This is a genomic window from Segetibacter koreensis DSM 18137, from assembly GCF_000374045.1.
Classification (GTDB): domain Bacteria; phylum Bacteroidota; class Bacteroidia; order Chitinophagales; family Chitinophagaceae; genus Segetibacter; species Segetibacter koreensis.
Genome location: NZ_KB893359.1, coordinates 270893 through 292160, shown reverse-complemented (window position 1 = coordinate 292160; position 21268 = coordinate 270893). Strand labels below are relative to the sequence as shown.

General features: G+C 37.7%; 19 protein-coding genes. 11 read left to right on the top strand and 8 right to left on the bottom strand.

The window, feature by feature from the left end:
• Nucleotides 1-229 precede the first annotated feature (229 nt).
• From B154_RS0122590 to B154_RS0122575, 3 genes are all read left to right on the top strand, one after another.
• On the top strand, nucleotides 230-532 hold the full coding sequence (locus tag B154_RS0122590) for a hypothetical protein (protein ID WP_018616638.1): 303 nt from the start codon (nucleotides 230-232) through the stop codon (nucleotides 530-532).
• Nucleotides 510-719 carry a hypothetical protein gene (locus B154_RS0122585; protein WP_018616637.1) on the top strand — a complete coding sequence of 70 codons (210 nt, stop codon included), beginning with the start codon at nucleotides 510-512 and terminating at the stop codon, nucleotides 717-719. The genes B154_RS0122590 and B154_RS0122585 overlap by 23 nt, the downstream gene beginning before the upstream one ends.
• Nucleotides 720-914: 195 nt before the next feature.
• Nucleotides 915-1616, top strand: a complete 702-nt coding sequence (locus tag B154_RS0122575; RefSeq protein ID WP_018616636.1) for a DUF4386 domain-containing protein — start codon at nucleotides 915-917, stop codon at nucleotides 1614-1616.
• 24 nt (nucleotides 1617-1640) lie between these two features.
• Here B154_RS0122575 and B154_RS0122570 read toward each other — a convergent pair whose 3' ends face one another.
• Nucleotides 1641-2357: a DUF4386 domain-containing protein gene (locus B154_RS0122570; protein ID WP_018616635.1), complete on the bottom strand. Its 717-nt coding sequence runs from the start codon at nucleotides 2355-2357 to the stop codon at nucleotides 1641-1643.
• Nucleotides 2358-3444: 1087 nt separating this feature from the next.
• Here B154_RS0122570 and B154_RS0122565 point away from each other — a divergent pair.
• Nucleotides 3445-5655 (top strand): xanthine dehydrogenase family protein molybdopterin-binding subunit, encoded by a 2211-nt coding sequence (locus B154_RS0122565; RefSeq protein ID WP_018616634.1) that lies wholly within the window; start codon nucleotides 3445-3447, stop codon nucleotides 5653-5655.
• 277 nt (nucleotides 5656-5932) lie between these two features.
• On the opposite strand, the gene B154_RS0122560 is transcribed toward B154_RS0122565, so the two are convergent.
• Entirely contained in the window at nucleotides 5933-8368 is a 2436-nt protein-coding gene (locus tag B154_RS0122560) for a TonB-dependent receptor (protein WP_018616633.1), read from the bottom strand.
• Nucleotides 8369-9044: 676 nt separating this feature from the next.
• Between B154_RS0122560 and B154_RS0122550 the strand changes: the two genes are divergently transcribed.
• From B154_RS0122550 to B154_RS0122525, 5 genes are all read left to right on the top strand, one after another.
• A complete protein-coding gene (locus tag B154_RS0122550; protein ID WP_157580919.1) occupies nucleotides 9045-9578 on the top strand; it encodes a hypothetical protein in 534 nt (177 codons plus the stop codon).
• Nucleotides 9579-9661: 83 nt separating this feature from the next.
• On the top strand, nucleotides 9662-10705 hold the full coding sequence (locus B154_RS29535; RefSeq protein WP_018616630.1) for an ATP-binding protein: 1044 nt from the start codon (nucleotides 9662-9664) through the stop codon (nucleotides 10703-10705).
• 180 nt (nucleotides 10706-10885) lie between these two features.
• Entirely contained in the window at nucleotides 10886-11521 is a 636-nt protein-coding gene (locus B154_RS0122540) for a response regulator transcription factor (RefSeq protein WP_245542640.1), read from the top strand.
• A gap of 302 nt (nucleotides 11522-11823) precedes the next feature.
• The gene (locus B154_RS0122530; protein WP_018616627.1) at nucleotides 11824-12264 is read left to right on the top strand and encodes a hypothetical protein; all 441 of its coding nucleotides are present in this window, start codon (nucleotides 11824-11826) and stop codon (nucleotides 12262-12264) included.
• Nucleotides 12265-12275: 11 nt separating this feature from the next.
• On the top strand, nucleotides 12276-12617 hold the full coding sequence (locus B154_RS0122525; protein ID WP_018616626.1) for a hypothetical protein: 342 nt from the start codon (nucleotides 12276-12278) through the stop codon (nucleotides 12615-12617).
• Nucleotides 12618-12841: 224 nt separating this feature from the next.
• Here the strand turns inward: B154_RS0122525 and B154_RS0122520 are convergent, their stop codons facing one another.
• From B154_RS0122520 to B154_RS0122490, 6 genes are all read right to left on the bottom strand, one after another.
• Nucleotides 12842-13501, bottom strand: coding sequence for a porin family protein (locus B154_RS0122520; RefSeq protein WP_157580918.1), 660 nt, complete (start codon nucleotides 13499-13501; stop codon nucleotides 12842-12844).
• Nucleotides 13502-13775: 274 nt separating this feature from the next.
• Entirely contained in the window at nucleotides 13776-15161 is a 1386-nt protein-coding gene (locus B154_RS31010; protein ID WP_018616624.1) for an N-acetylmuramoyl-L-alanine amidase, read from the bottom strand.
• Nucleotides 15162-15171: 10 nt separating this feature from the next.
• Entirely contained in the window at nucleotides 15172-16683 is a 1512-nt protein-coding gene (locus B154_RS0122505; RefSeq protein WP_018616623.1) for a hypothetical protein, read from the bottom strand.
• Between the two features lie 333 nt (nucleotides 16684-17016).
• Nucleotides 17017-17925, bottom strand: coding sequence for an ETX/MTX2 family pore-forming toxin (locus B154_RS0122500; RefSeq protein ID WP_018616622.1), 909 nt, complete (start codon nucleotides 17923-17925; stop codon nucleotides 17017-17019).
• Nucleotides 17926-17999: 74 nt separating this feature from the next.
• Nucleotides 18000-18329, bottom strand: a complete 330-nt coding sequence (locus B154_RS0122495; protein ID WP_018616621.1) for a hypothetical protein — start codon at nucleotides 18327-18329, stop codon at nucleotides 18000-18002.
• Between the two features lie 127 nt (nucleotides 18330-18456).
• Nucleotides 18457-18795, bottom strand: coding sequence for a hypothetical protein (locus B154_RS0122490; RefSeq protein WP_157580917.1), 339 nt, complete (start codon nucleotides 18793-18795; stop codon nucleotides 18457-18459).
• 927 nt (nucleotides 18796-19722) lie between these two features.
• Here B154_RS0122490 and B154_RS0122485 point away from each other — a divergent pair.
• Both B154_RS0122485 and B154_RS0122480 read left to right on the top strand, forming a co-directional pair.
• Nucleotides 19723-20355, top strand: a complete 633-nt coding sequence (locus B154_RS0122485; protein WP_018616619.1) for a phosphoribosyltransferase — start codon at nucleotides 19723-19725, stop codon at nucleotides 20353-20355.
• Between the two features lie 196 nt (nucleotides 20356-20551).
• On the top strand, nucleotides 20552-21073 hold the full coding sequence (locus B154_RS0122480) for a carbon-nitrogen hydrolase family protein (RefSeq protein WP_018616618.1): 522 nt from the start codon (nucleotides 20552-20554) through the stop codon (nucleotides 21071-21073).
• Nucleotides 21074-21268: the final 195 nt, after the last annotated feature.

Genomic DNA, 21268 nt, shown 5'->3' with positions numbered 1-21268 from the left:
GTACGACAAAAAAGTATATGAACCCGTGAGTAATGAATTTAGAAGGCAAAAGCTATGTGTAAGACAATAAATCTTTGTTTACAGTGTGCGAAGAAGGTACAACACCACCAACTATTTGCATCGCCAGGCTGACAATCATAAAATACCAGCACAGCAGCAAGCCGTTCAATGTTGGCGGCGATTTTAATTTCTCACCTTAACCAAACGCGGCGACGTAACGCAAAAAGCAATGAAAAAATATATAATTTCTCTTGCCTTGTTAACTATTGGTTTCGTGGGTTTAGCGCAAAAGACATTCACGAAAGCCACTCTCAAAGAGATGTTGGAGGAATACAAAAGAGATTCAAAAGCGTTTTTCATTAACCGTTTGTCTGAAGATTTTAGATATAGTAACTTACAAGGAAAGTTTCTACGTAAGAGCGATATTACGACAAGCGGCTCGCAAAGGATAGTTGATACAAGTGACGCTAAAAAAATAGTTACTACACTACAGGCGATAGATAGAATGCTTGGAAAACATCCTGGCAAATGACGTTCTTGAACCCGTTATTTTTCAATCCCGCGACCTGGCCATTTTGAGCGGTGTGCACAAAACTACACGAGTTGGAAATGATGGAAACGAAATTACGGGGAAAGTGGCCGGTACTTATACCTTTCAAAAAAGAAAAGGCAAGTGGATCTTTTTGGCTTCTCAGGAAACGGCAGTTGATGTGAGATAGCGGGGACATAGCGCAGGACTTCACTTTTCCTTGACGAGAAAAGAAAAATGGGTTTAGTAAAAAAGATCAAGAAGCAAAATGATAAATTTGAAATTATTAGTGAAGAACTGGGAATCGTAACTACATAACTACAACCACTTCTTTACGTTAGTCAGAATCGTTACAACTGACCTCAAGACTAAATGTTAACAGCTTATGACAGTAACTCAATTAAATCAAGTTTCCTTAAAAACTGCTGCGTTAATATCTGGATTTTGCCTGCTCATTATGGTAGTTGCTGCTCCGATAGCTGAAATGTATGCTTATCCGAAACTAATTGTTCTTGGCAGTTTAGCCGAAACGGTTGAAACTCTTTCAAGACATAGAAACTTGTTCACGATCTGCATCCTGAGATACTTGGCTACATTCATTCTTGACGTTGTTGTTGCATGGTCATTATACGTGTTATTAAAGCCGGTTAATGCGGAAGTATCTCTACTTACGGCTTTGTTTCGCATAGTTTACACGGTTGTTGCGTTAGTTGCCTTATTAAACCTTGTAAGTGTTTATCGCATTGTGTATGGTTCAACAGCATTCACTTTAGATAATCAGAGTCTCCATATGCAAGTTGCTAATTACCTAAATGCCTTTAAATCACAATGGTACTTTGGACTGGTCTTTTTTAGTTTACATCTTATAGTGCTTGGTTTTTTGGTAATTAAATCTTCTTATATACCCACCGTTTTTGGCGTGTTACTAATTATCACTGGTCTAGGATACTCACTGACCACTTTTAAACCGTTTTTGTTTCCCAATACTAATATTGACTTTGCAGCTTATACCTTTTATGGAGAAATCATTTTCATGTTCTGGCTTCTTATAAAAGGGTGGAAATTAGGATATGAGGAAACAACTTAACAACGCACAATCGAGTAAGCAACCTCACCCCTGTACCATTTGAGGAATGCTGGCTCCTTTAAACAAAAGCCAAAAACCAAGAGCAATTTCATCAAGCGCAATAGGGCCGTAACTGGCAGGTATAATTGCTTTCTCGACCTCCGGAAAGACAATGATTGCAAGTTGACTTATTAGCAATAGCAAAGAAGCAAATATGCCCCAAACTGCCAGTACTTTAGGTATGTATCTTGACTTCAACAGAAGAAAGTTAAATATCGTCGACCCAAAGCCTAAAAATATCGCAACAATAACAAAAGTTAAAGCATACATAGAATGCATGAGCGACAGTGCTTGTATTTGATTTGGATCAAATGCTTTCAGGCGATCAGCATCAGTCACGAACTGCATCGCGACAAAAGAGTTTAAAATGGCTGTGCAGGCAAGTGTCGTCTCTACTAGTCGGAAGAATACAGCAAGCAAGGCGAGCTTTTGGTTTACCGGTTTGAGTAATACATAAAGCGCCCAGATAAGTACTACATTAATAGCAAAGGTGATTATGTTATTGGCAATACCTATGCGATAGAGTCGCTCCTTCGCAATGATGTTAGCGGCTGTTTTTGCAGCGTCTCCGCTTACAACAAGGGTGGAAGGAAAGTGTACATAAAACTCAGCGAAGAGACCAGTAGCCATAGCAACCAGATACAGCAGTCCTGCAAGCCGTGCTGCTTTAGATTGTGATGTAATATTTGTTTGAGCTTCCATTTATTTATCAGATGGAATTGGAAACATTCACAATTTAATTGTGATTGATAGAAATCAACATTTTGTTTGTCAAACATAGACGGTGTGGCGTTTACAATCACCGCTAACGTTCGTGTGTTTGCGCTGTCGCGGAAGTAGCATTCCTGCCGCCAGGTCAAAGGTATAAAGTCCAATTGAAAACTAATGATCAACTGTCGCCCGGGCAGCCGCCATAATGGGAAGCTACGTGGGGGCTTTAAAGTTGTTTATTCGGTTTAAGATATTGGTATCTGGAAGAGTTCCTATTTGTTAGATGAAAAGCAGCTAATGATGAAACGACGCAAGATGTCGGTATGGATTCTCCTCGGTAGTAGCAGGAAATGAATGCTCCTTAAATATTCAACACATAATCGTTAATAAAATAACTCACTTATCAAATTTTATTGTATTATATGCTATTTTCAGAGTGCTATTTAAAGACAAGGTTTCATGAGAAATTCAAGAGTTCGAATAAAAAAGGCAATATAACTGATTAAGATATATAGTTTTAGAAAATGGGTTCTGTTCCCTCTCGCTCCGCTGATAATCAATAAAAAGAGTAAAAAAGCCGGTAAAATGGATGTTTTACCGGCTCTTTCATGTTTACGCCTCCAAATTATATCAAATAATATGAAACCGCGAGGGTGAAAATTCGGTTAGCTGAAGCTTTATCCTAATATTGGTAACCGTATTTTTTGAAAAGCGAGTGGCTTCTGTAATATGCCTACGTTAAAATATCTTGAAACTAAATTTTAACTCAACGCAATTAATTCCTCAGGCTTTTTAATTCCATTTTTATATCTTAGTAGTGTAGCAATGGTTAATTTTACGGTATCCTCATATTACGGCACAAAAACAAGCTGTTATGGTGGTCGTTTAAGTACAATCAATTTAAGTTGAAGCTGGTTGTAACTCCATTGTACAGGCATTAACTGTAGCATTGGGATTAAAGAAAGTGTGATGAGTTATCACTGGTTGTTAAGAATGAATACTTGCAGTGCTCATGTTGTAAATCTCTGCTGTATTCTTATCTCTCTTTACAAACATTTACAATTTTAAGCATCAAAGTATGGGTGACACTACCAAAATGTCAGGACAGCCTCTAAGCCGTGTAGATGGTAAGCTAAAGGTAACAGGTGCTGCTAAGTATGCGGCTGACCACGTAATTCCTCACTTAGCTTTTGGTGTGCTTGCATCAAGCACTATTGCTCGCGGACGTATCAAAAGCATTGATATATCTGCTGCCGAAAAATCACCAGGTGTTATTGCCGTTATTACCCATTTGAACGCGCCAAAACCTCCCGGCTATCACGCAGGAAAAGAAAGCAGCGACCCAAGAACAGACGGCAGAGAACTACGTGTGTTTTATAATGATGTCATTTTATATAGTGGTCAGCCGGTAGCATTAGCTATTGCAGATACATTTGAACGGGCACGATATGCAGCGTCGTTAGTAAAAGTGCAATATATAAAAGAGCCACATCAAACCGATATAGAGGCAAATCTTGATCATGCCGTTGTTCCCAAAGAAGAACCTAATTACAGTCGGGGTAGTGAGAGCGCTTTCGATAATTCAACTTATAAATTGGAACAGCAATACCGTACCCAATTGCAAGTGCACAATCCTATGGAACCACATGCTGCTATTGCAATTTGGGAAGGAAATGACAAAATAACGGTTTATAATAAAACGCAATCTTCACCTATTGCCCAGGCAGATATTGCAAAAGCATGGAACCTGCAAAAAGAAAATGTTCATATCATCTCTCATTTTGTAGGTGGTGCATTTGGATCTGCGTCACGTATATGGCCTCATGAAATGGCAGCTACTATTGGAGCAAAAAAAATTGGCAGACCGCTTAAGGTAATATTCAGCCGTGACCAGCTATTTAACATGGTGGGCTATCGCCCGGTATCTGTTCAAAAAGTAAAGTTAGGTGCAGATAAAGACGGAAAGCTTACTGCTATTCATCACGAAGCGTACGGTAATACTTCTACCTACGAGCAGTTTATAGCTAATATGACCAGCCTCACCCAGGCCCTATACAACTGTGATAATGTAAGTACGAAATATCGACTTGTTCCATTGGATGTAAGCACGCCCTGCTGGACGCGTGCACCAGGTGAAGCTCCAGGCTCTTTTGCCTTAGAATCGGCTTTGGACGAGTTAGCCTACACTTTAAAAATAGACCCGCTGGAGCTGCGCAAAAGAAATTATGCGACCCAAAATCCTGACACCAAACAGCCGTGGAGCACGAAGTTCTTGAATGAATGTTATGAGACTGGTGCTGCACAATTCGGTTGGAATAAGCGCAGTGCCGAACCGCGCTCTATGAGTAAAGGCGATTGGCTGATAGGTATGGGCATGAGTTCGGGTATATACGGTGCGTGGCGTGCGCCTTCCTCGGCAAGAGCAGTGTTGAATAGTGATGGCACTTTGCTGATACAAAGCGCTACTGCAGATGTGGGTGTAGGCACTGCTACCATTATGAACCAGATAGCTGCAGACGCTACAGGTATTGCCATAGAAAAAATAAAATTTGAGTTGGGCGAGTCACGCTTTCCGCCTGCTGTTGGCCAGTTCGGCTCACTTACTACCACCTCCGTTGGCTCAGCAGTAAATGATGTGTGTATGGCGGTAAAGAAAAAAATAGTTGAGTATTTGAAAAAGAGTGAGCCTTCGCTGCAGCAAACGCCTACGGCTGATTTTGTGTTTGAGGAAGGGAAGATTAAAACAAAAGATGGCAAAATCAATATTTCTTATACAGATGTTTTGCGGCAACAAAACGTGCCTAACATTGATATAACCATAGAATCAAAAGGCGAAGAGGCATCATCTAAATATAGCAGCTATTCTTACAATGCCACGTTTGTAGAAGTCGGTGTTCATGCTCTCACGAAACAGCTAAAAGTAAACAGGGTTGTATCTACAATTGATGCTGGTAAAATCATGAATATGAAAACTGCCCGTAACCAGGTGTATGGTTCGGTTACCTGGGGCATTGGTATGGCCATCATGGAAGAGTCTGTGATAGATCACCGTTATGGACGGTGGATGATTAAAGACTTAGCTGATTATCACGTGCCTGTACATGCAGACATTCCGGATATTGAAGTAAATTTTATCAATAAATCAGATGATATTCTTACGCCTATTGGCGCAAAAGGTTTAGGTGAAATAGGAATAGTTGGCATTGCTGCTGCAATAGCTAATGCAGTATATCACGCCACTGGAAAGAGAATAAGAGAATTGCCAATAACAGCAGATAAGTTGGTTTAGAAAAGGGTTTTTGATACTAAAAATAAGTTATAAAGAAAAGAGTCTCTTTTAATAAATTTTAAATTATTGAAGTAGGACACTGAGCTACATTAAAGGCAGTAAATTAAAAAAAGTTACTGCCTTTATGCTGCATAACTATAATTGCTCGTAAAATGCCAAAAGCTTAATCAGCGCTTGCATTTTCTGCTATTAGTGACACATTTATTAACCAGACTCCTGTTCCAGTTTTTACATTAAAGTTGACGTCGTCATTGTAGAACCTGATAGCAATTTCTTTTTACTGCACCCTTTTTCTTTCTTCTTCTGAGCCGGTGCCTCTTTCCCTTTGGCTTTTTAAAACATTATTTCCAAACTTCTTTGTATATGTCAATTTGAACAGGCGGTTATTAAACTGTAAGTTCAATCTTGAGACAAGGTTGTGTTGGGGAAAATCCTGGTAGCTGCGAAACTTTAAAGAGTTGAAAACGTTATCAATACCGAACCGAAGTGTGCCTGCTTTATCACCTAGTTTCTTCTGCAGTCCAAAATTTACAGAATAAACTGATTTGTAAATAGCTCGTCCAAAAAGTCCGCCAGTAGTATAAAATCCGGAAAGCTCAGAGGAAAAACCTTTTGGGAACGTGAAGTTTTGTTGAGAGAAAATCTCTGCGCTTTTTTGCTCTACTTCAAGAAGTGAATTGTCGTAAGTTCCCCTGATCTTTTGCCATTGCCCGCTGATATTGTTTTGCATACTCCACCATTTTGTACAGGTAATGGGCAAAGTCAGGTTAAGGCTAATCGTTTTGGTGTTAATCAGGTTTTCGGCTGAAATATATTGTTTATTGTTTTTAGGATTAACCTTTGTCTGAAAGCTTGCAATCGGCTCTTTCTCGTAAGTATAACTAATGGAAAAAATATAGCTCTTATACATGTAGTCAGCTTTTACGACGTCACTTGTTGAGGGTTGTAAAGCAGGATTGCCGGATATAAATGTATTGGGGTCTACAAAAATAACAAACGGCGCAAGGTCATTAAATGATGGTCTTGTTATGCGCCTGTTATATGCGAGGTTAAAAGAATGTTTATCATTTATTTTTCTAGAAAAATACAGTGTAGGAAAAAGTCTTCCATACTTGCGGTCAACAATATTTTTCACAGTTGCTGTTCCCAGGTTTGATGTTGTGTATTCGTATCGTAATCCACCTTTAATAGATGTTTTGTCATTAACGGCAATATTAACCGAAGCATATGCTGCTGATATGTTTTCTTTAAGCTTGTATCTTGCTGTTAACGTATCATCGTATTTCCAGTTATCTTGTTCCATTTTGGCTACTCCAACGTCGTTGGTAAACTCAGAAATTGAGAATTTAGCACCTGTTTCTACATCCACTTTTTTACCAATCTTTCCGGTGTAGTCAACCTTTGCCGCACCTATGTGTATGGGTGTTATCTTAGTTGATTTAGTATTCTCATTATATAAAAAATTACCGCTGCCGTTGAAGTAGGAGTTTAAATAATTGGTCGGGTTGTTATCCTTGTAATATACATAATCAAGATCCGCAGTTATCTTTGAATCACCTTTTAGTGTACGCTGCACATTTATGTTTCCCATCAGATTTGTCCATTGATTAATCTCACTATTATCAATTCTTAAAAGTGTGTCCGTTTTATTGTTTACAACTACTGAAACATCGTTCATTGCATCCATCGTCCACCTATTATTGTACCCGGCAAATATTCCACCCACAATTGTCTTTTTAGAAAGTTGATAGTCAATACCAAAGCGCACGTTATGCACATATCTCACAGGATCCCGATTACTGGTAGAACTCGTTTCTATAGTCTTTGACCCGTTAATAACTTTCCTGTAAAAACTAAAAACCTGCAATTGGTGAATTCTTGTAAAAGAGTAATTGCCATACAGGTTTAATTTTCCTTTTCTGTGATTTATATTTATATCTGCGGAGCTGTTGTCTTTATTGCCATAACCTGCACTTAACGAAAAGGAACCATTTGTTCCGTAATTAGGATTGCTTTTTAAAAGGATATTTATATAACCCGCATTTCCTTCTGCATCTAAATTTGCCGGAGGGGTTGTAATGATCTCTATTTTTTCTATGTTATCCGCGCTCATGCCTGCCAGCATTTGCACTACTGCATTCAGAGGCATATAATTAATCTTGCCGTTAATCATTACTACGACACCGGTCTTTCCATTAATAGACAAGCCGTTATTATTTCTATCTACAATCACCCCGGGAGATCGTTCAAGTACATCCAAAGCAGTACTTCCGGCAGAGGTTATGCTGCCTGCCACATTAATGACCATTCGGTCAATCTTTTGTTCAAACAGTTGTTTTTTTACAGTTACCGTAACTTTTTTTAATTGTAACGGATCACGTGATAAACTTATGTTTTTTACGTCTACGTTTCTGGAAGAATTGCTTACAGTAAAAGGTTCGCTAAATAGTTGTTTATAGCCCGAAAAGCTGTAAGAAAGCAGGTATTTTCCTTCCCTGACTTTTTCCAGTAAAAATTGTCCCTTATTATCGGTAATGGTTCCTTTAACAAGAGAGGAGTCGACATTTTTTACCAAAAGAACATTGGCCTGTTGAATAGGCTTACCAATAGAGTCGGTAACAGTTCCCTTTATAGCAATTTGCGAAAACGAGATAGATACAAAAAAACCGGCAAACGTAAAAAGGAGTGTTCCTTTGCATAACTCACCTTTCATAGCAGTAAGTTTTACGGTTGAGGAAATTAGCAGAGAGATTCTTAAGTTTTCGGAGGAGAAAATCTATTATCAAGAAAAGTACGTTACAATTAACAAAAATGCAAGGGAACGATGATGACAGGTAAAAGAAACGGATGAGCGGCAAAGGGCCTTGGATAGCTCTTAAAGCATTGCTTTTGCTTAGTAAGGATATTTCTTTAGGCAACGGAATCAAGGTATGTAATCAACATTGCGCTGTATACTTTGGCAGATGTCAACAACTTGCCGGTGATTTGTAGTTCATCGGCGGCTTTTGGATAAAGTCATTGCACAATACAGCGTGTTTCTTTCTTGTTATTCATCCATCTCCTATTAGTATTGTAATTAAACACTCCTGGTTCTACTAGTGACATAAAACCAATTTAAATGGTATTAGGAGTTTCGTCTGGATAAAAAATTCATTTAGGTAATCACACGTGTATAGAAGTTATTTAATTACCACACAGGTAATTGAAAAGATTGAACTCGCCGTTTAAGTTTTACGATTACATGTTACCTTTATAACTACATGCTCACAATAGCACGAATAATTTTAGTCTAACTCCTATTACAAGCCATTATTATTAGTAATTTAAAATTATAAAACGATTGTAATCATCCAGTTTATTTTCATATGATAATAACCACTGCATTACCATTGAAAAGAGCTTTAACAACACTAATCAGCACTATACCAATTTTCTTTAAATTATTAATATTTACTACCTACGCTCAAAATAACCATCAATTATATTTTGAACGCATTACCCATGATAAAGGACTGGCAGAGGGTTTTGTTAGCGGTATTTTTCAGGATAAAAAGAGGATTATATGGTTTACCAGAGGGGATGGATTAAATAAGTATGATGGTTATACGTTTACTGTTTATCACTCTGACTCGAATGATTTAACATCTTTAGGTAGTGATGACCTTGCTTGTGTTTTTGAAGATTCAAAAGGTCGATTGTTGGCGGATACTCGACAGCATGGTATTGAAGATAAGACTGGAACTTTATGGATACGTGCTACGGAGGATATTGACGAAATGGAAATTGTGGGCGGAAAGTCGCTGTCCTTATTACAGCAGGAGGTAAGCTTATGGAATCAATATACTCTTTTATTCTCTCATATTATCTTAGATAGCACCCCCGAAGCGGGAAAAAAAAATATAGGCCCGAAAATATATTTGTAGATAATCCGAACGACATTTTTCTTACCACACATCACCGGTTGTGGGAACTGATTTATCAAACAAATTGCTATTCATATATGCTAATGGAAAGATCCCACTTTCCTGTCACTGACTCTTCATTTATACCCGTCGTGCTGAAAGACACCAGTGAATTTGCAAGCAAAGTTGTAATGAAGTATGAACAAAATGTAATAACTCTACATTTTGCTTCAACAGATTATACGATGCAGGGAAACATCCGGTACCGTTATAAGTTGCAAGGATTTAATAACACCTGGATATCTTTTGGTGTTGTTGGGGAAGCTACCTACACAAATCTCAATTCAAGCAACTATACCTTTTTCGTACCGGCAAATTATAAAAATGGAACATGGGGTTCAAAAATGACTTCTTTAAATATTGGCGTAATCTCTCCATGGTGGCAATCGTGGTGGTTTTATCTTACTTTATTTACCATCGTATCATCCAACATCTATGTCTTGTACCGTTACAAGGTTTACCAGACTGCGCAGATTGAAAGGTTACGTAACCGTATCGCGAGAGACTTACATGATGAAGTCGGGTCATCTATCAGCACAATTGCTATCTACTCTAGGATCGCTTATGAGCAGAGTGGTAATGAAACATTCGATAATAAACCTCTTTTAAAAAGGATTACAGATTCTGCGACCGAAATAATGGAATCGATGAATGATATTGTATGGAACATCAATACCCAAAATGATAATTTCGAGCATATTATCAGCCGAATGCGAGAACATGTCTACCAGTTGCTGGAAGCTAAAGGTTATGCCATACACCTCGACTTTGACCAGCACCTTAATCAAATAAAATTAAGCATGGAAAAAAGAAGGGATTTTTATCTTATTTACAAGGAAGCGGTGAACAATATTGCCAAATATGCTGATGGGAAAAATGTATGGATTACTTTGAAGCTACACCACAATGAGTTCGAGTTTACAATCAAAGACGACGGAAAGGGATTTGATACTGAATCCGGAAGAGAAGGAGGGAATGGCCTTACAAACATGCGTTACCGGGCCGCTGCCCTTAACGGAGGAATAAAAATTACTTCTCACCCCGGCGAGGGTACTGAAATCATTTTAACCTTTATCGGCAGTCATTAGCCTGTTTTAGCTATTGGACAGTTCACAACATATCATATTTTTGTGTAATAATATTTGCATATAAAAAATTCCTTTGTTCTATGCTTTGATTAGCAAAAACAGAAGCAGCGAGACCAGTTTTCTTTACAAATCTCGCCTTATAATGCCTCAGTTAAAAGCTAATGGGAAAACATGAAAAGTATGATTAAAATTGTAATATTTGATGACCATACAGACCGGCGCGAAGCGTTGAAGTTGATGATCAGGTTTCAGAAAGATATGGAATGTATCGGTGACTATAAAGATTGCAGCAATCTTGTAAATAATCTACGGAACAATCATCCGGATGTGGTTTTGATGGATATTGAAATGCCTGGAGTAGATGGTATAGAAGGGGTTAAATTGTTACGGACATATATTCCCGATACGCTAATTATTATACAAACTGTCTTTGAAGATGACGAGAAAATATTCAAATGTTTACAGGCGGGAGCACATGGTTATATTCTGAAAAAAGCACCCAACGAAAAACTTATTGAAGCCATAATTGATGTAGTAAACGGCGGAGCTCCAATGACACCCAGTGTTGCAAGACGTGTTCTAAATTATTTTGGGCGAAAAAGTTTGAAGATCCATGATGATTTATACAATCTGTCCCAAAGAGAAGCGGATATACTAACCCATCTTGTAAAAGGTTATAGCCATAAAATGATTGCGGCAGACTTACATATTTCCATTTTTACTGTAAACAACCATATCAAGAATATTTATCAAAAGCTGCAGGTACATAACGTGTCTGAAGCAGTAGTAACGGCTATTCAAAATAAAATTGTATGAATAGAGGTTCTGGCGGTTGTGTAACTTTTTTTGATTTTAATTTTGTACGTAACGTCAAAAACAATCAAAATAACCTCTGGAATCCTTTTTAAAAGAACTTTGGCTTACTGCACTTTCTCACTGTAAATGTTTGTACTAACGCTTTAGAAGTAAGATGACTTATTGCCTGAACCCTTTCTAATAATATTATCATTACAATTTATCCAACCTGTTGCAATCACCACAATTTCAAATGTATTGGTATGAAGTGCTATACTATTCTATGCCGTCCAATTCATGTAAAACTATAAGACTGCAGCAACATGAGAAATCATTCAAGAACAAAATCTTATTTTTTAGCAGGTCTGTTGATGTGCCTAGCCGCCTGCTCCACCATTTCAAAATTTGATCAGTATGCGTACACGCAAACTACTTCCTTAAAAGTAGATGCATGCAACTTAATGAGCCACGCTACTGAGAGTTATAATGATCATGCGATGGATGTACAAAAGGTAGAAACTGATATTAATAAAATGTTTGAATACGAAAAAAACCGTCCTAAAAACGAATTTTCCGAAAAAATGTGGTCAATACTTAAAGATTCAACCGGCCATCTCTTTGGAGGATTTGTAAGAAGATGGCAGCGGGAGGGCAAACTGAATGCGGCATTTGTTGCAGAGTCCCGGGCTTTGGTAGGCCAGTCTTTTGATCAAATATCACAGTTAGAAAGCGGTAAAATCAAACCAACACAAATCTCGAATTAAGAATTATAAAAATGAGCACAGTCAACTTTGATCAGCTATTTAAAGACCTGGAGACAGGAGCCGAATCTCTTGCTAATGAAATGTTCCAGGATTACATGAGCCAGGCAAAAAAAGATGCCCAAGATGCTATCGACAGTATGAAAGCGGATATTCAACGGTGGGTTATTGAAGTGGAAAACGGTGCACTTACAAAAGAAGACCTGGAATTTCTTTTACAAGAAGAAACAGAGCTGGATGAAATGAAAGCATTGAAGCAGGCAGGGCTTGCAGCTATACAGATAGATAAATTTAAAAATGGGCTGATAAACATGATTTTAAAAACATTGACCAGCCGCAAGAAGGTTGATACTTAAAGTCGAAACTATTGTAGGATTATTTATAAGTTTAAAAGCAAATATGGTAAAGAATAATTTCTCCTTGGTTTTTTGACACTTTTTTTATGTGTATTAGTTGTATTGCAATCGTAGTTCGCTTATACATTTTTTTAAAATAAAATTGCGAAAAGAAATAGGCAAAGAGTGGGGAACTCTTAAGATGGATAAATCTACTTAAGGAGAGGATTGCAGATATTTTTGTTTTAAAGTCGATGCTTTGAGCCAAGCAGACTTATATTGAACATTCGATTATAGCGGTCAACATTTTTAGAGATGTTGACCAGGCCGTACCCATAACGTACATCTACTGTGAGCATGTTTTTCTTAATATCGAAATTATAACCACCTCCTGCCTGTACTCCCAAATCCCACCGATTGAAGGCGTCAGCATCGTCATTAAATGAGATTGCGGTAGTTTTTTCCGGTAGGTTATCTGACCCTTCAATTTTTAATCGTCCCGATAATGTATATCCAAAATAAGGGCCTGCGTTTACATACAACTTTTTGCAGTGCAAACGTGCTAAGACTGGCATATTAATCGTATAAAGCCGCAACGTTGATTTATTGGTGGTGAGCGGATTGTCTTTTTTCAGTCTGCCGCCTTTCATCGAGAAGTAAAGTTCGGGGACTACTGAAAACATGGGAGTGATACCCGCCTGGTAGGAGACGCCGACCTGTATTCCTCTAACGTTTTTCTTATATGGCTTCAATTGCTTGTTTGCGTTACCGTAGTTGAAATTTGTAGTTGTCGAATTAATTGAAAGACTAAAACGATTTTTTTGTGAAAACGATGAGACGGCAAGAAATGTAAACAGCAGTGTTCCTTCAATCAACTTTTTTACTGTTTTAAATAAAAGTTTCATAACTGGTTGTTTTATTTCTTGTTCTTTAAATAATCTGAGAATAGAAAGAGTTCCGGGATAGTACTGTGACATCACAATTAGGAGGTCTATTTATTAAAAAATCATGTTTGATCTGTTTCCTTAGAATTACTATCAACAGGTTGTAACTATCAGATCAAATGTGGTGGAGAACAATAATAACCTAAAAGCTTCTTTTTAATTTTTTCTTGTAGCAGAGCTGCAACAAAGCGAATTTTATTTACTTACTAATTTCTCAAATTTTACAGTTATTTCTTTATCTAAAAAAAGCCACACCATTGATATATTTTTGTATCCGGTCTGCAAGACCATTAAAGCCACCATTAATTTTCTTTGTTATCATTTTAAAATGTGTAAGATTATCTCCTTCATCGATGGGCTTGTGTATATCTATCTGATCAGCGCTAGCGTTTAAGTTCCTTTTATTCCAAAACCACCCGGCGCTTAGTGCAGCGTATTTCAGTTGCTCTGGCATGCATACATTTACATTTTTACCACCCAGCCGTTCGGGGTGTGTTATAAAGTCTTCTCCGAAGTCCTTGCTAAGGGCTTCATAGTTAAAGCGTCCTGTTATCTGTATCAAGCCACGGCCTTTGTAGAGAGTGCCATCACCAGGATGTGTATTGCCCAAATCTGCTCTTCCTTCGTAATCGCGCCCACTAGCCAATTCCTCCGTAAAAAAAAGCCCGCCACTTTCGTGTCCAACCTGTGCCAGAAAGCATAACCTACGAATCGGCGTATTGATTTCATATTTAGTGCAGGTGTCAACAATGAATGGATGAAATTTAGCTGCACTGGCAGCTTTGGCTCCGGACGCTTCTTTAATTTGTTCCACAGTAAAATCACCAATGGCAGGTGAAACCTCAATTAAGGGTATTGGTAGCATACTCACCTTGGTAACACTACCACTCCAAAACCAATTGCCCTCATCCGTATAATACCACTTGCCGATGCCCGAAATCACCTCGCCATCATTTGTAAATCCATCATGAGCTAATTGAACATTTGGGTCTACCGTAATAATGGGTTTGAACCTGGTGTTTGGTTGAGGACGAATATTTAAACGAGTTTTAGTTGTCACCTTTCCTTTTTCTGCCATCTTTGCCGGAGTAATGGACCCGGTTACTGCTGGTACTGCAACATTTCCTCCTGCCAGCCTGATCAGTTTATTGATATCTACCTTTGTACCAGGACATGTTTTTAATGAATAAATTTCGTGGTGTCCAATCACATGTAAGCGGTCGAGAGGAATACTCCAGTTAGTGCAAATGTCTTTTATCAGGCCTGAACTTGCCAGATACATTTCCTCATTCCATTCGCTATCTTCTTTGCCCTCGTGTTCAATGCCAATAGTGTAGTAATTTGGATTGATATACAAACCGTTGCCCGCACTTTTAATAAGCGGCCAGCTTGGTGCATTCACACGTCCTGCATGCCATGCTGTATTCATTTCTGGGACATACTGATGAATTTCACCGTTCTTGCCAATTCCATAATGTGCTGAAACTTTTGAATGCGGATCTCTAAACCAACTATCCGTGCCGCTTAATGTACCTTCCATAATATGAATCACTACGGCTTCGGGACGATACTTTTTTCTTCCCGAAGTATGGTTAGGGCTTGGCATGTCAACAATAGTCATGGTGATAAATTTAACCTTGAGCAATAGTAGAATTTACTGCTTCGTCTTCAACCAGCTCTGACTGGTCTTCTGTTTCAGGTAGTAATTCAATATTTGAGGTAGCGTAACCAGCAACAGGTGTAGATGGTATCTCTGCGGTTGTTTGCCTATCCGCTTTTGTTTTATCTTCTCCAGGTTTTTTACCTGCAGTTCGTATGCTCATGAATTTACTTAATAAATCGAACCAGAAGGGGGCGCCTAGTGTTAATGCTAATGAAGTAATCAGCCATCCAAGAAGGGAAGGGAAACCGTCAAATTTATCATACGTTTCCGCTTCAAGTTCATCTGATTGTTTTGATACTATTTTTAGTTGAGAACTAGCATACATTATTGAATCATTAAGAGATTTGTAGCGTAGCTTATAGTCAATTGCTGCCGTATCATTTTTAGTGACAGATGATTTTAATTTTCTTAATGCAGCTTTTTGCCGTTTCAAACTTTTATTAAGTAACTTCTCTAACGTGTGAAGAGAGTCATATTCTTTATAATTAACACTGGTATGCCAACCCATACCGAGAATACTGTTAGATCTTTCTATATCATTCCGAACATCCTTATAAGCTTTATCTAAAATTGTATCACCAGTTGATATAATTGAAGTTTTCTCTTTTATAATGGAATCGCCTTTTTTATAAGCTGTGTCTTTAATTCTGTCTTTAATAGTATTAATAGCAGCAGCATACTTTTGCTGAGCTTGAATAGCTAACTGCACCATCTGAGCTCTTGCTGTTTTATCTGTGGAAAGAATATTACGGATTTTTATGGTATCCACGTTTCCCCAAACAACGATGATTACACCAATGTAAAAAATTATCACCCTTGTCTGTCTTTTATACCAGCCATTTGCCCGTTCCATCATTTCATTAAACCATCCTTCCAGTAGTGTTTTAAACCGATTTATATCATTATGTGCATCTATATACAATTGCCTTAGTTGATCTAAGGTTTCAGCCTTTATTGGTGCAACGAGTGGGTCAACTTGACCAACTTCTACAGAAGAAATTTTCGAATCTTCCTGGGTGCCCATTACCGCAGGGTATAACCTGTTATATATTGCCTGCATTTGCGTTATAGAACCATCATAATTCTCTCCACGTAATATCCGTACTAGAGTTGCTGAGAAATTTTTCGGATCAATATAGGATGGTTTTGATCTTAAGCTATTCGAGCTTAAATATTTTATACTGGGATACTTATAAAATGCTTTTGCTAAAGTATCATCTGGTAAGTGGCAGGTAATATAATCGTGTTTATTCCTGAAATAATTCCTAACCCTTTCCATAGTTCTACCTAAAAATGATCGGCTTTTTAAATCCAGCGGCTTTCGATCTTCTAACATTACCCGAATGGCCTTCACCAGGACTGCTGCTCTTAAATTGAGGATAGCTGCAATAATTTCCTGTATTATGCTTGTTAGTAAACTGTAAAGGAGATAAACAAATATTAAACCTATAAAAACATCTAAGGCGATATTATTAAACATTTACATAAATATTTTTTATTTATAACATAATTTAAGGTTGGTTATAAACTTTATCCTACCCGATGATTATGGTCATTCCACGGCTTTTTAAAACAAGCACTTTGTTATAAAAGATTCTAAACGTTCTTGATGCTATTCCTGTTTCCAATCCATTAATTTCCCCTGATTTCTTTTATTAATGGCTGAACTAGGTTCCTATAATAAGCACCTATACATCCCTGAAGTGATTAATGCTACTTGCCAGCGGTAGGACGAATAATTATTTTTTATGGAAATAGTTGATATGAAAATAAGAATTCAAAATATGGGAGGCTTGCCCCCCATATAAATTCATCAACCCAGGGCTACTTTCTTAATAGCCTTAGATTCTAATTTTTCTAGCTCAGAGTTGTTCAACTCACGCATAAGAGCTGGCTGAGCTGTCGCAGTGAATGAATCTGTAATATCACTTGTTAATGCGGTGAAATTCAAAGTTTGAGTAGCGGTCAGGTTACCCTCCAGCCGAATAAATCCTTGCTTGGGGTTACTCGCATCCTTCATGTATCTATACGACTCGTTACCTGCTGATCCATATTGATTAATCCATTCGCATAAAGTACCTGCATCAATAGCCCAGGTTTTTTGTCCATTAACAGGGCTTGCAAAGTTTGCAACAGACTGTCCAGTAAGAATTATATCAGCATAAAAGGGCACTCTAATATTTGCTTTGTCGGCAAGCAGTGTTACCTGGTAAACCAGGCCAGAGGGAATGTCGGTAGATACCTCTTGTCCAAACGTTTTAGTTTCTGAGACCGACTCACTTCTCTCTTCAGTCCAGGAGTAGCTGTATTCAGTATTAAAACTAACCGTAACTTCTGCGCCTGTTCCTAAAAATTCCGCCGAGCTTTTAATTTCTACACCTGTTCCTACAGTTATAGTGTTGGTAGTAGAGTGTGTTACTGTGGTAGAATTTTGATATTCATATGTTAGTGAAACAGTCTGGTGAGGCGTTAGGCCATTTCGATTATCGGCTGTGCTGGTAGCAGCCGCTATCTTATTCATTGTAAAAACTTGTTGATCAGGTAAGAACTTTAATTCAGATGCGAGCGTATCTGTTAATATACCATAAAGACCTCCGTTGTTCCCGGGTCCATTCGTAAACCACTGTCCATCGGCAGGGTCCATCTCTGTGTTAAAGTGGTTTTGCCACGCATCAACAATTATGGCGCCGATAAGTCGCTTGTCTAAATATTGAAGGCTCATAATTTTCTGATTTAAAGATTGCCTGGAGAGAAAGAAGTATAACGGTCTGACCAGGCAACCATTGTTTTTAATAATTAACTAATCTCAATCAATCCTAGGTCGTTATTAAGGGTCGTGCCACTAATGAGGTAGTGGGCAGTACTAACATTTCCTTTTTGATAAAGGAATGCACGGGTCGCCTCGTTGTCTCTTCCCCAGACAACGGATACGTACATATAAGTCATAGAGCCATCCGGTACCCCCATTTCTCCCGGATCTAATGTTTTTGTTTGACCTAATAATACGTCTCCACTTTGGCCCGTAAGTTTTTTTTCGCCATTTTCATCTAAATAGCTGAATTGGATCCTGGCGACGAAGCCTCCGGAATTCTTGAGGCTCATTTTTCCGATTTGTTGTAGTGGCATAAACTTCAGTTTTTGTTTTAATAATTGGTTTAAGTATGTGTGTTGTTTCTTAAAAAAATGCAAATGGATGCCTTCTAAAACTCTAATAGTTTTCGATGTTTAACGTCTAACTGTTTTTTAAATTAAACTATGCCATTTGCGCAGCAGCAGAGGTTTTAGCTGTTTTTGTAGTTACGCCTGGAACATTGGTCATAAGAAAAACTTGTTTTGAAGCACCTGTAGCAGTATCCTTTAACTCTATTTTTGAATTAGAATAAAAGCCTATTTTTATATCTTCTGTAGATATCTTTGAATTAGAAATTCCGGCTGCTGACATTACTGGACCAATTGGTAAAGCCCAGAAATGATGTTCCTGGTAGGGATCCCCATAATTTACGGCTGTATAGCCTCTTAAATAAGCCTGGTAAGTAATTCGTACCTGCATAACTCCTCTGCTGGCACTAAGCACAGACTCCACGGATATCATGTGTTGGATGCTTCCTGTTTGCCTGGACGCTGGATGAAGTTTGGTCGGGTCCTGCAACAATTTGAATCTGTATTCCCATGATCGTTATTTTTTTGATGAAATAATTGGTTTTAGAAAGCTATTTGGAAGAAATAATACACCTTATTCCTTGTAATTTATATTAATATTTATATGCTATCTTTTGTATATTAATTGTTTATTAATACAAAGATATTTTTATATAAAAGTGGGGTCAATAGCTTGAATAGGCTATTTTTGTGAATAAGTGCGGGTAGCATCTGGTAAAATACAGTAAGAAATTATCAGATACCACTGTAATTCAGAAAAAATAATTTTGTCGTTCCTTCCATTCTCGGTGATAGGTTCCTTGGAGAAAAGTTTCTAAATTATGGTTGAAGAGAATTTTTTAGCTGTCGCTGCAAATCTTCTATATGATGATGAAAAAAAATACTTGAAATCTTCATGCTACATCAATCAAGATTAGTTCTTGTAATATGATTACAGACAGCAGCATGTATTGTTTACATGAATTATGCGCAAACAATACAATCCTTTTATTAAAAAGGCTGATCCCGCAAGTTAATTATTCTTCATAAAGCAATAAAAAGCCACCCTTATTATGGAAAAAGTTTGAAGATGTTAAGTATCAGTGCCGTCGTTGATTAAAATCATGATTAATAAATAACGAGTGGGATAGCTTTATTATCAAATTAAAGGCGATTAAAATATTGAAAATCCTCATCCAGGTCAAACCGGGTCCCTTGTATAATTTAAATCTGAGCATTTAAAAAAGTATACGACTTGATTGAAGATATACCTGCAATGGCGCGAAAAGCAAATGATGCAACAGAATTTATGAAGTAGAATCGACATCGTTGGTTAAAACATGTAGAATAAGGAACCCCATCACACTATAAAATTTCTCTTATGTTTCGCGATAGGATAGAAGCAGGCGTACTGCTGGCGGCAAGACTGAAAAAATACAAAAGTGATGCAGGTGTAGTATTGGCTGTGCCAAGAGGTGGGGTGCCGGTAGCTTATGCAGTTGCCAGCGAATTAGGTTTTCCGATAGAAATTGTTCTAACAAAAAAAATCGGCCACCCGATGAATAAAGAGTACGCCATAGGTGCCGCAAGCCTAACAGATTATTTTGTAATCCCCCATGAAAATATTTCCAAACAATACATTGACCAGGAACTGGTACGAATACGTGAAAGGCTGAAAGAAATGTATAAAAGGTTCATGGGTGATAAAGAGCCTGAAAGCCTGAAGGGAAAAACGGTGATCGTGATTGACGATGGAATTGCAACAGGCAATACGCTGCTCGGTACTGTAAATGTATTGCGAAAAAGCGATCCCGGTAAAATTGTAATCGGTGTTCCGGTAGCATCAAAAAGTGCCGTGCAAAAATTAGCCAAAGAAGTGGATGAAGTAGTTGCGGTATTAATACCGGAAGAATTTTATGGAGTAGGGGCTTTTTATAAAGATTTTCACCAGGTAAGTGATGAAGAAGTAATGTTTTACCTGGATAAATTAGGCGAGTTGAAAAAGGCTGGATAGGATATTAGAGGGTCGAGCTCCACTGTTCTTTTTTAAAGGCCTGAAAGAATATCGCCCCTATTGTTATGATCACTCTCATGTTTTTACCGACTCCGGTCATTTTTCTTTAATAGATGAGTGAATAATTTTATTAAAGGTACTAGCCTAGAAATAAAAAACAGCAAAAATCATTATTAAACAATTAAAACTAAAAACCATGAAACAATCAAGAGTAGTGTTGAGCCTTGCAGTATTTATTATTGGATTAAACATCCCTTCTTTGGCGCAGAAAGTATTGCCTGAGGTTACAGTTACTGCCGTTAATTACAAGTACATTAAATCTGTTACTGATACCAACGCGGCTGAGTCAGTAAAAATGCTACAAAGGCAAGCGGCGGTTTACGATGTAAAAAAATCAGAGTTCTACGAAGAAGACTACGATACTTATTTTATTTCCTTTTTTATTCCCCAGGGTAAAATTCTTGCTGCCTACGACAAGGATGGAAAACTCTTGCATACAGCAGAAAAATTTAAAAATATACAATTACCAAGTTCGGTAAGACAATCTGTGACAAAAAGATTTCCTAATTGGAATATTTCAAAAGATGTCTACCTCGTAAACTATTACGATGCAAATTCAAAGCAAGGCGAGACAAGCAAGATGTACAAACTGTTATTAGAAAACGGAGACAAGCGAATAAGAGTAAAAACAAATGAAAAAGGAGAATTTATAGATTAAGCAGCATTTCTGTCGCATCTTTAACGATGCTTCGCAAAACATGTTACTTCTATCCTCCAAAATATTCACAGGATCCATAAAATTGTATGTGCCAATAGCCTGAATGCCAGTCCTAAGATTTTCCTTTTAATAGAGCATTTGCACGCTCTTTATTACAATCACTTAAACCATTGACACAACTAATTGGTATTGATT

Coding starts and splice junctions, on each gene's coding strand:
- B154_RS0122565 (WP_018616634.1), top strand. CDS start 3,445: ATGGGTGACACTACCAAAATGTCAGGACAGCCTCTAAGCCGTGTAGAT.
- B154_RS31010 (WP_018616624.1), bottom strand. CDS start 15,161: ATGACTATTGTTGACATGCCAAGCCCTAACCATACTTCGGGAAGAAAA.
- B154_RS0122495 (WP_018616621.1), bottom strand. CDS start 18,329: ATGCCACTACAACAAATCGGAAAAATGAGCCTCAAGAATTCCGGAGGC.
- B154_RS0122540 (WP_245542640.1), top strand. CDS start 10,886: ATGATTAAAATTGTAATATTTGATGACCATACAGACCGGCGCGAAGCG.
- B154_RS0122480 (WP_018616618.1), top strand. CDS start 20,552: ATGAAACAATCAAGAGTAGTGTTGAGCCTTGCAGTATTTATTATTGGA.
- B154_RS0122520 (WP_157580918.1), bottom strand. CDS start 13,501: ATGAAACTTTTATTTAAAACAGTAAAAAAGTTGATTGAAGGAACACTG.
- B154_RS0122505 (WP_018616623.1), bottom strand. CDS start 16,683: ATGTTTAATAATATCGCCTTAGATGTTTTTATAGGTTTAATATTTGTT.
- B154_RS0122575 (WP_018616636.1), top strand. CDS start 915: ATGACAGTAACTCAATTAAATCAAGTTTCCTTAAAAACTGCTGCGTTA.
- B154_RS0122560 (WP_018616633.1), bottom strand. CDS start 8,368: ATGAAAGGTGAGTTATGCAAAGGAACACTCCTTTTTACGTTTGCCGGT.
- B154_RS0122570 (WP_018616635.1), bottom strand. CDS start 2,357: ATGGAAGCTCAAACAAATATTACATCACAATCTAAAGCAGCACGGCTT.
- B154_RS0122490 (WP_157580917.1), bottom strand. CDS start 18,795: ATGATATCCGTGGAGTCTGTGCTTAGTGCCAGCAGAGGAGTTATGCAG.
- B154_RS0122530 (WP_018616627.1), top strand. CDS start 11,824: ATGAGAAATCATTCAAGAACAAAATCTTATTTTTTAGCAGGTCTGTTG.
- B154_RS0122500 (WP_018616622.1), bottom strand. CDS start 17,925: ATGAGCCTTCAATATTTAGACAAGCGACTTATCGGCGCCATAATTGTT.
- B154_RS0122525 (WP_018616626.1), top strand. CDS start 12,276: ATGAGCACAGTCAACTTTGATCAGCTATTTAAAGACCTGGAGACAGGA.
- B154_RS29535 (WP_018616630.1), top strand. CDS start 9,662: ATGGAAAGATCCCACTTTCCTGTCACTGACTCTTCATTTATACCCGTC.
- B154_RS0122590 (WP_018616638.1), top strand. CDS start 230: ATGAAAAAATATATAATTTCTCTTGCCTTGTTAACTATTGGTTTCGTG.
- B154_RS0122485 (WP_018616619.1), top strand. CDS start 19,723: ATGTTTCGCGATAGGATAGAAGCAGGCGTACTGCTGGCGGCAAGACTG.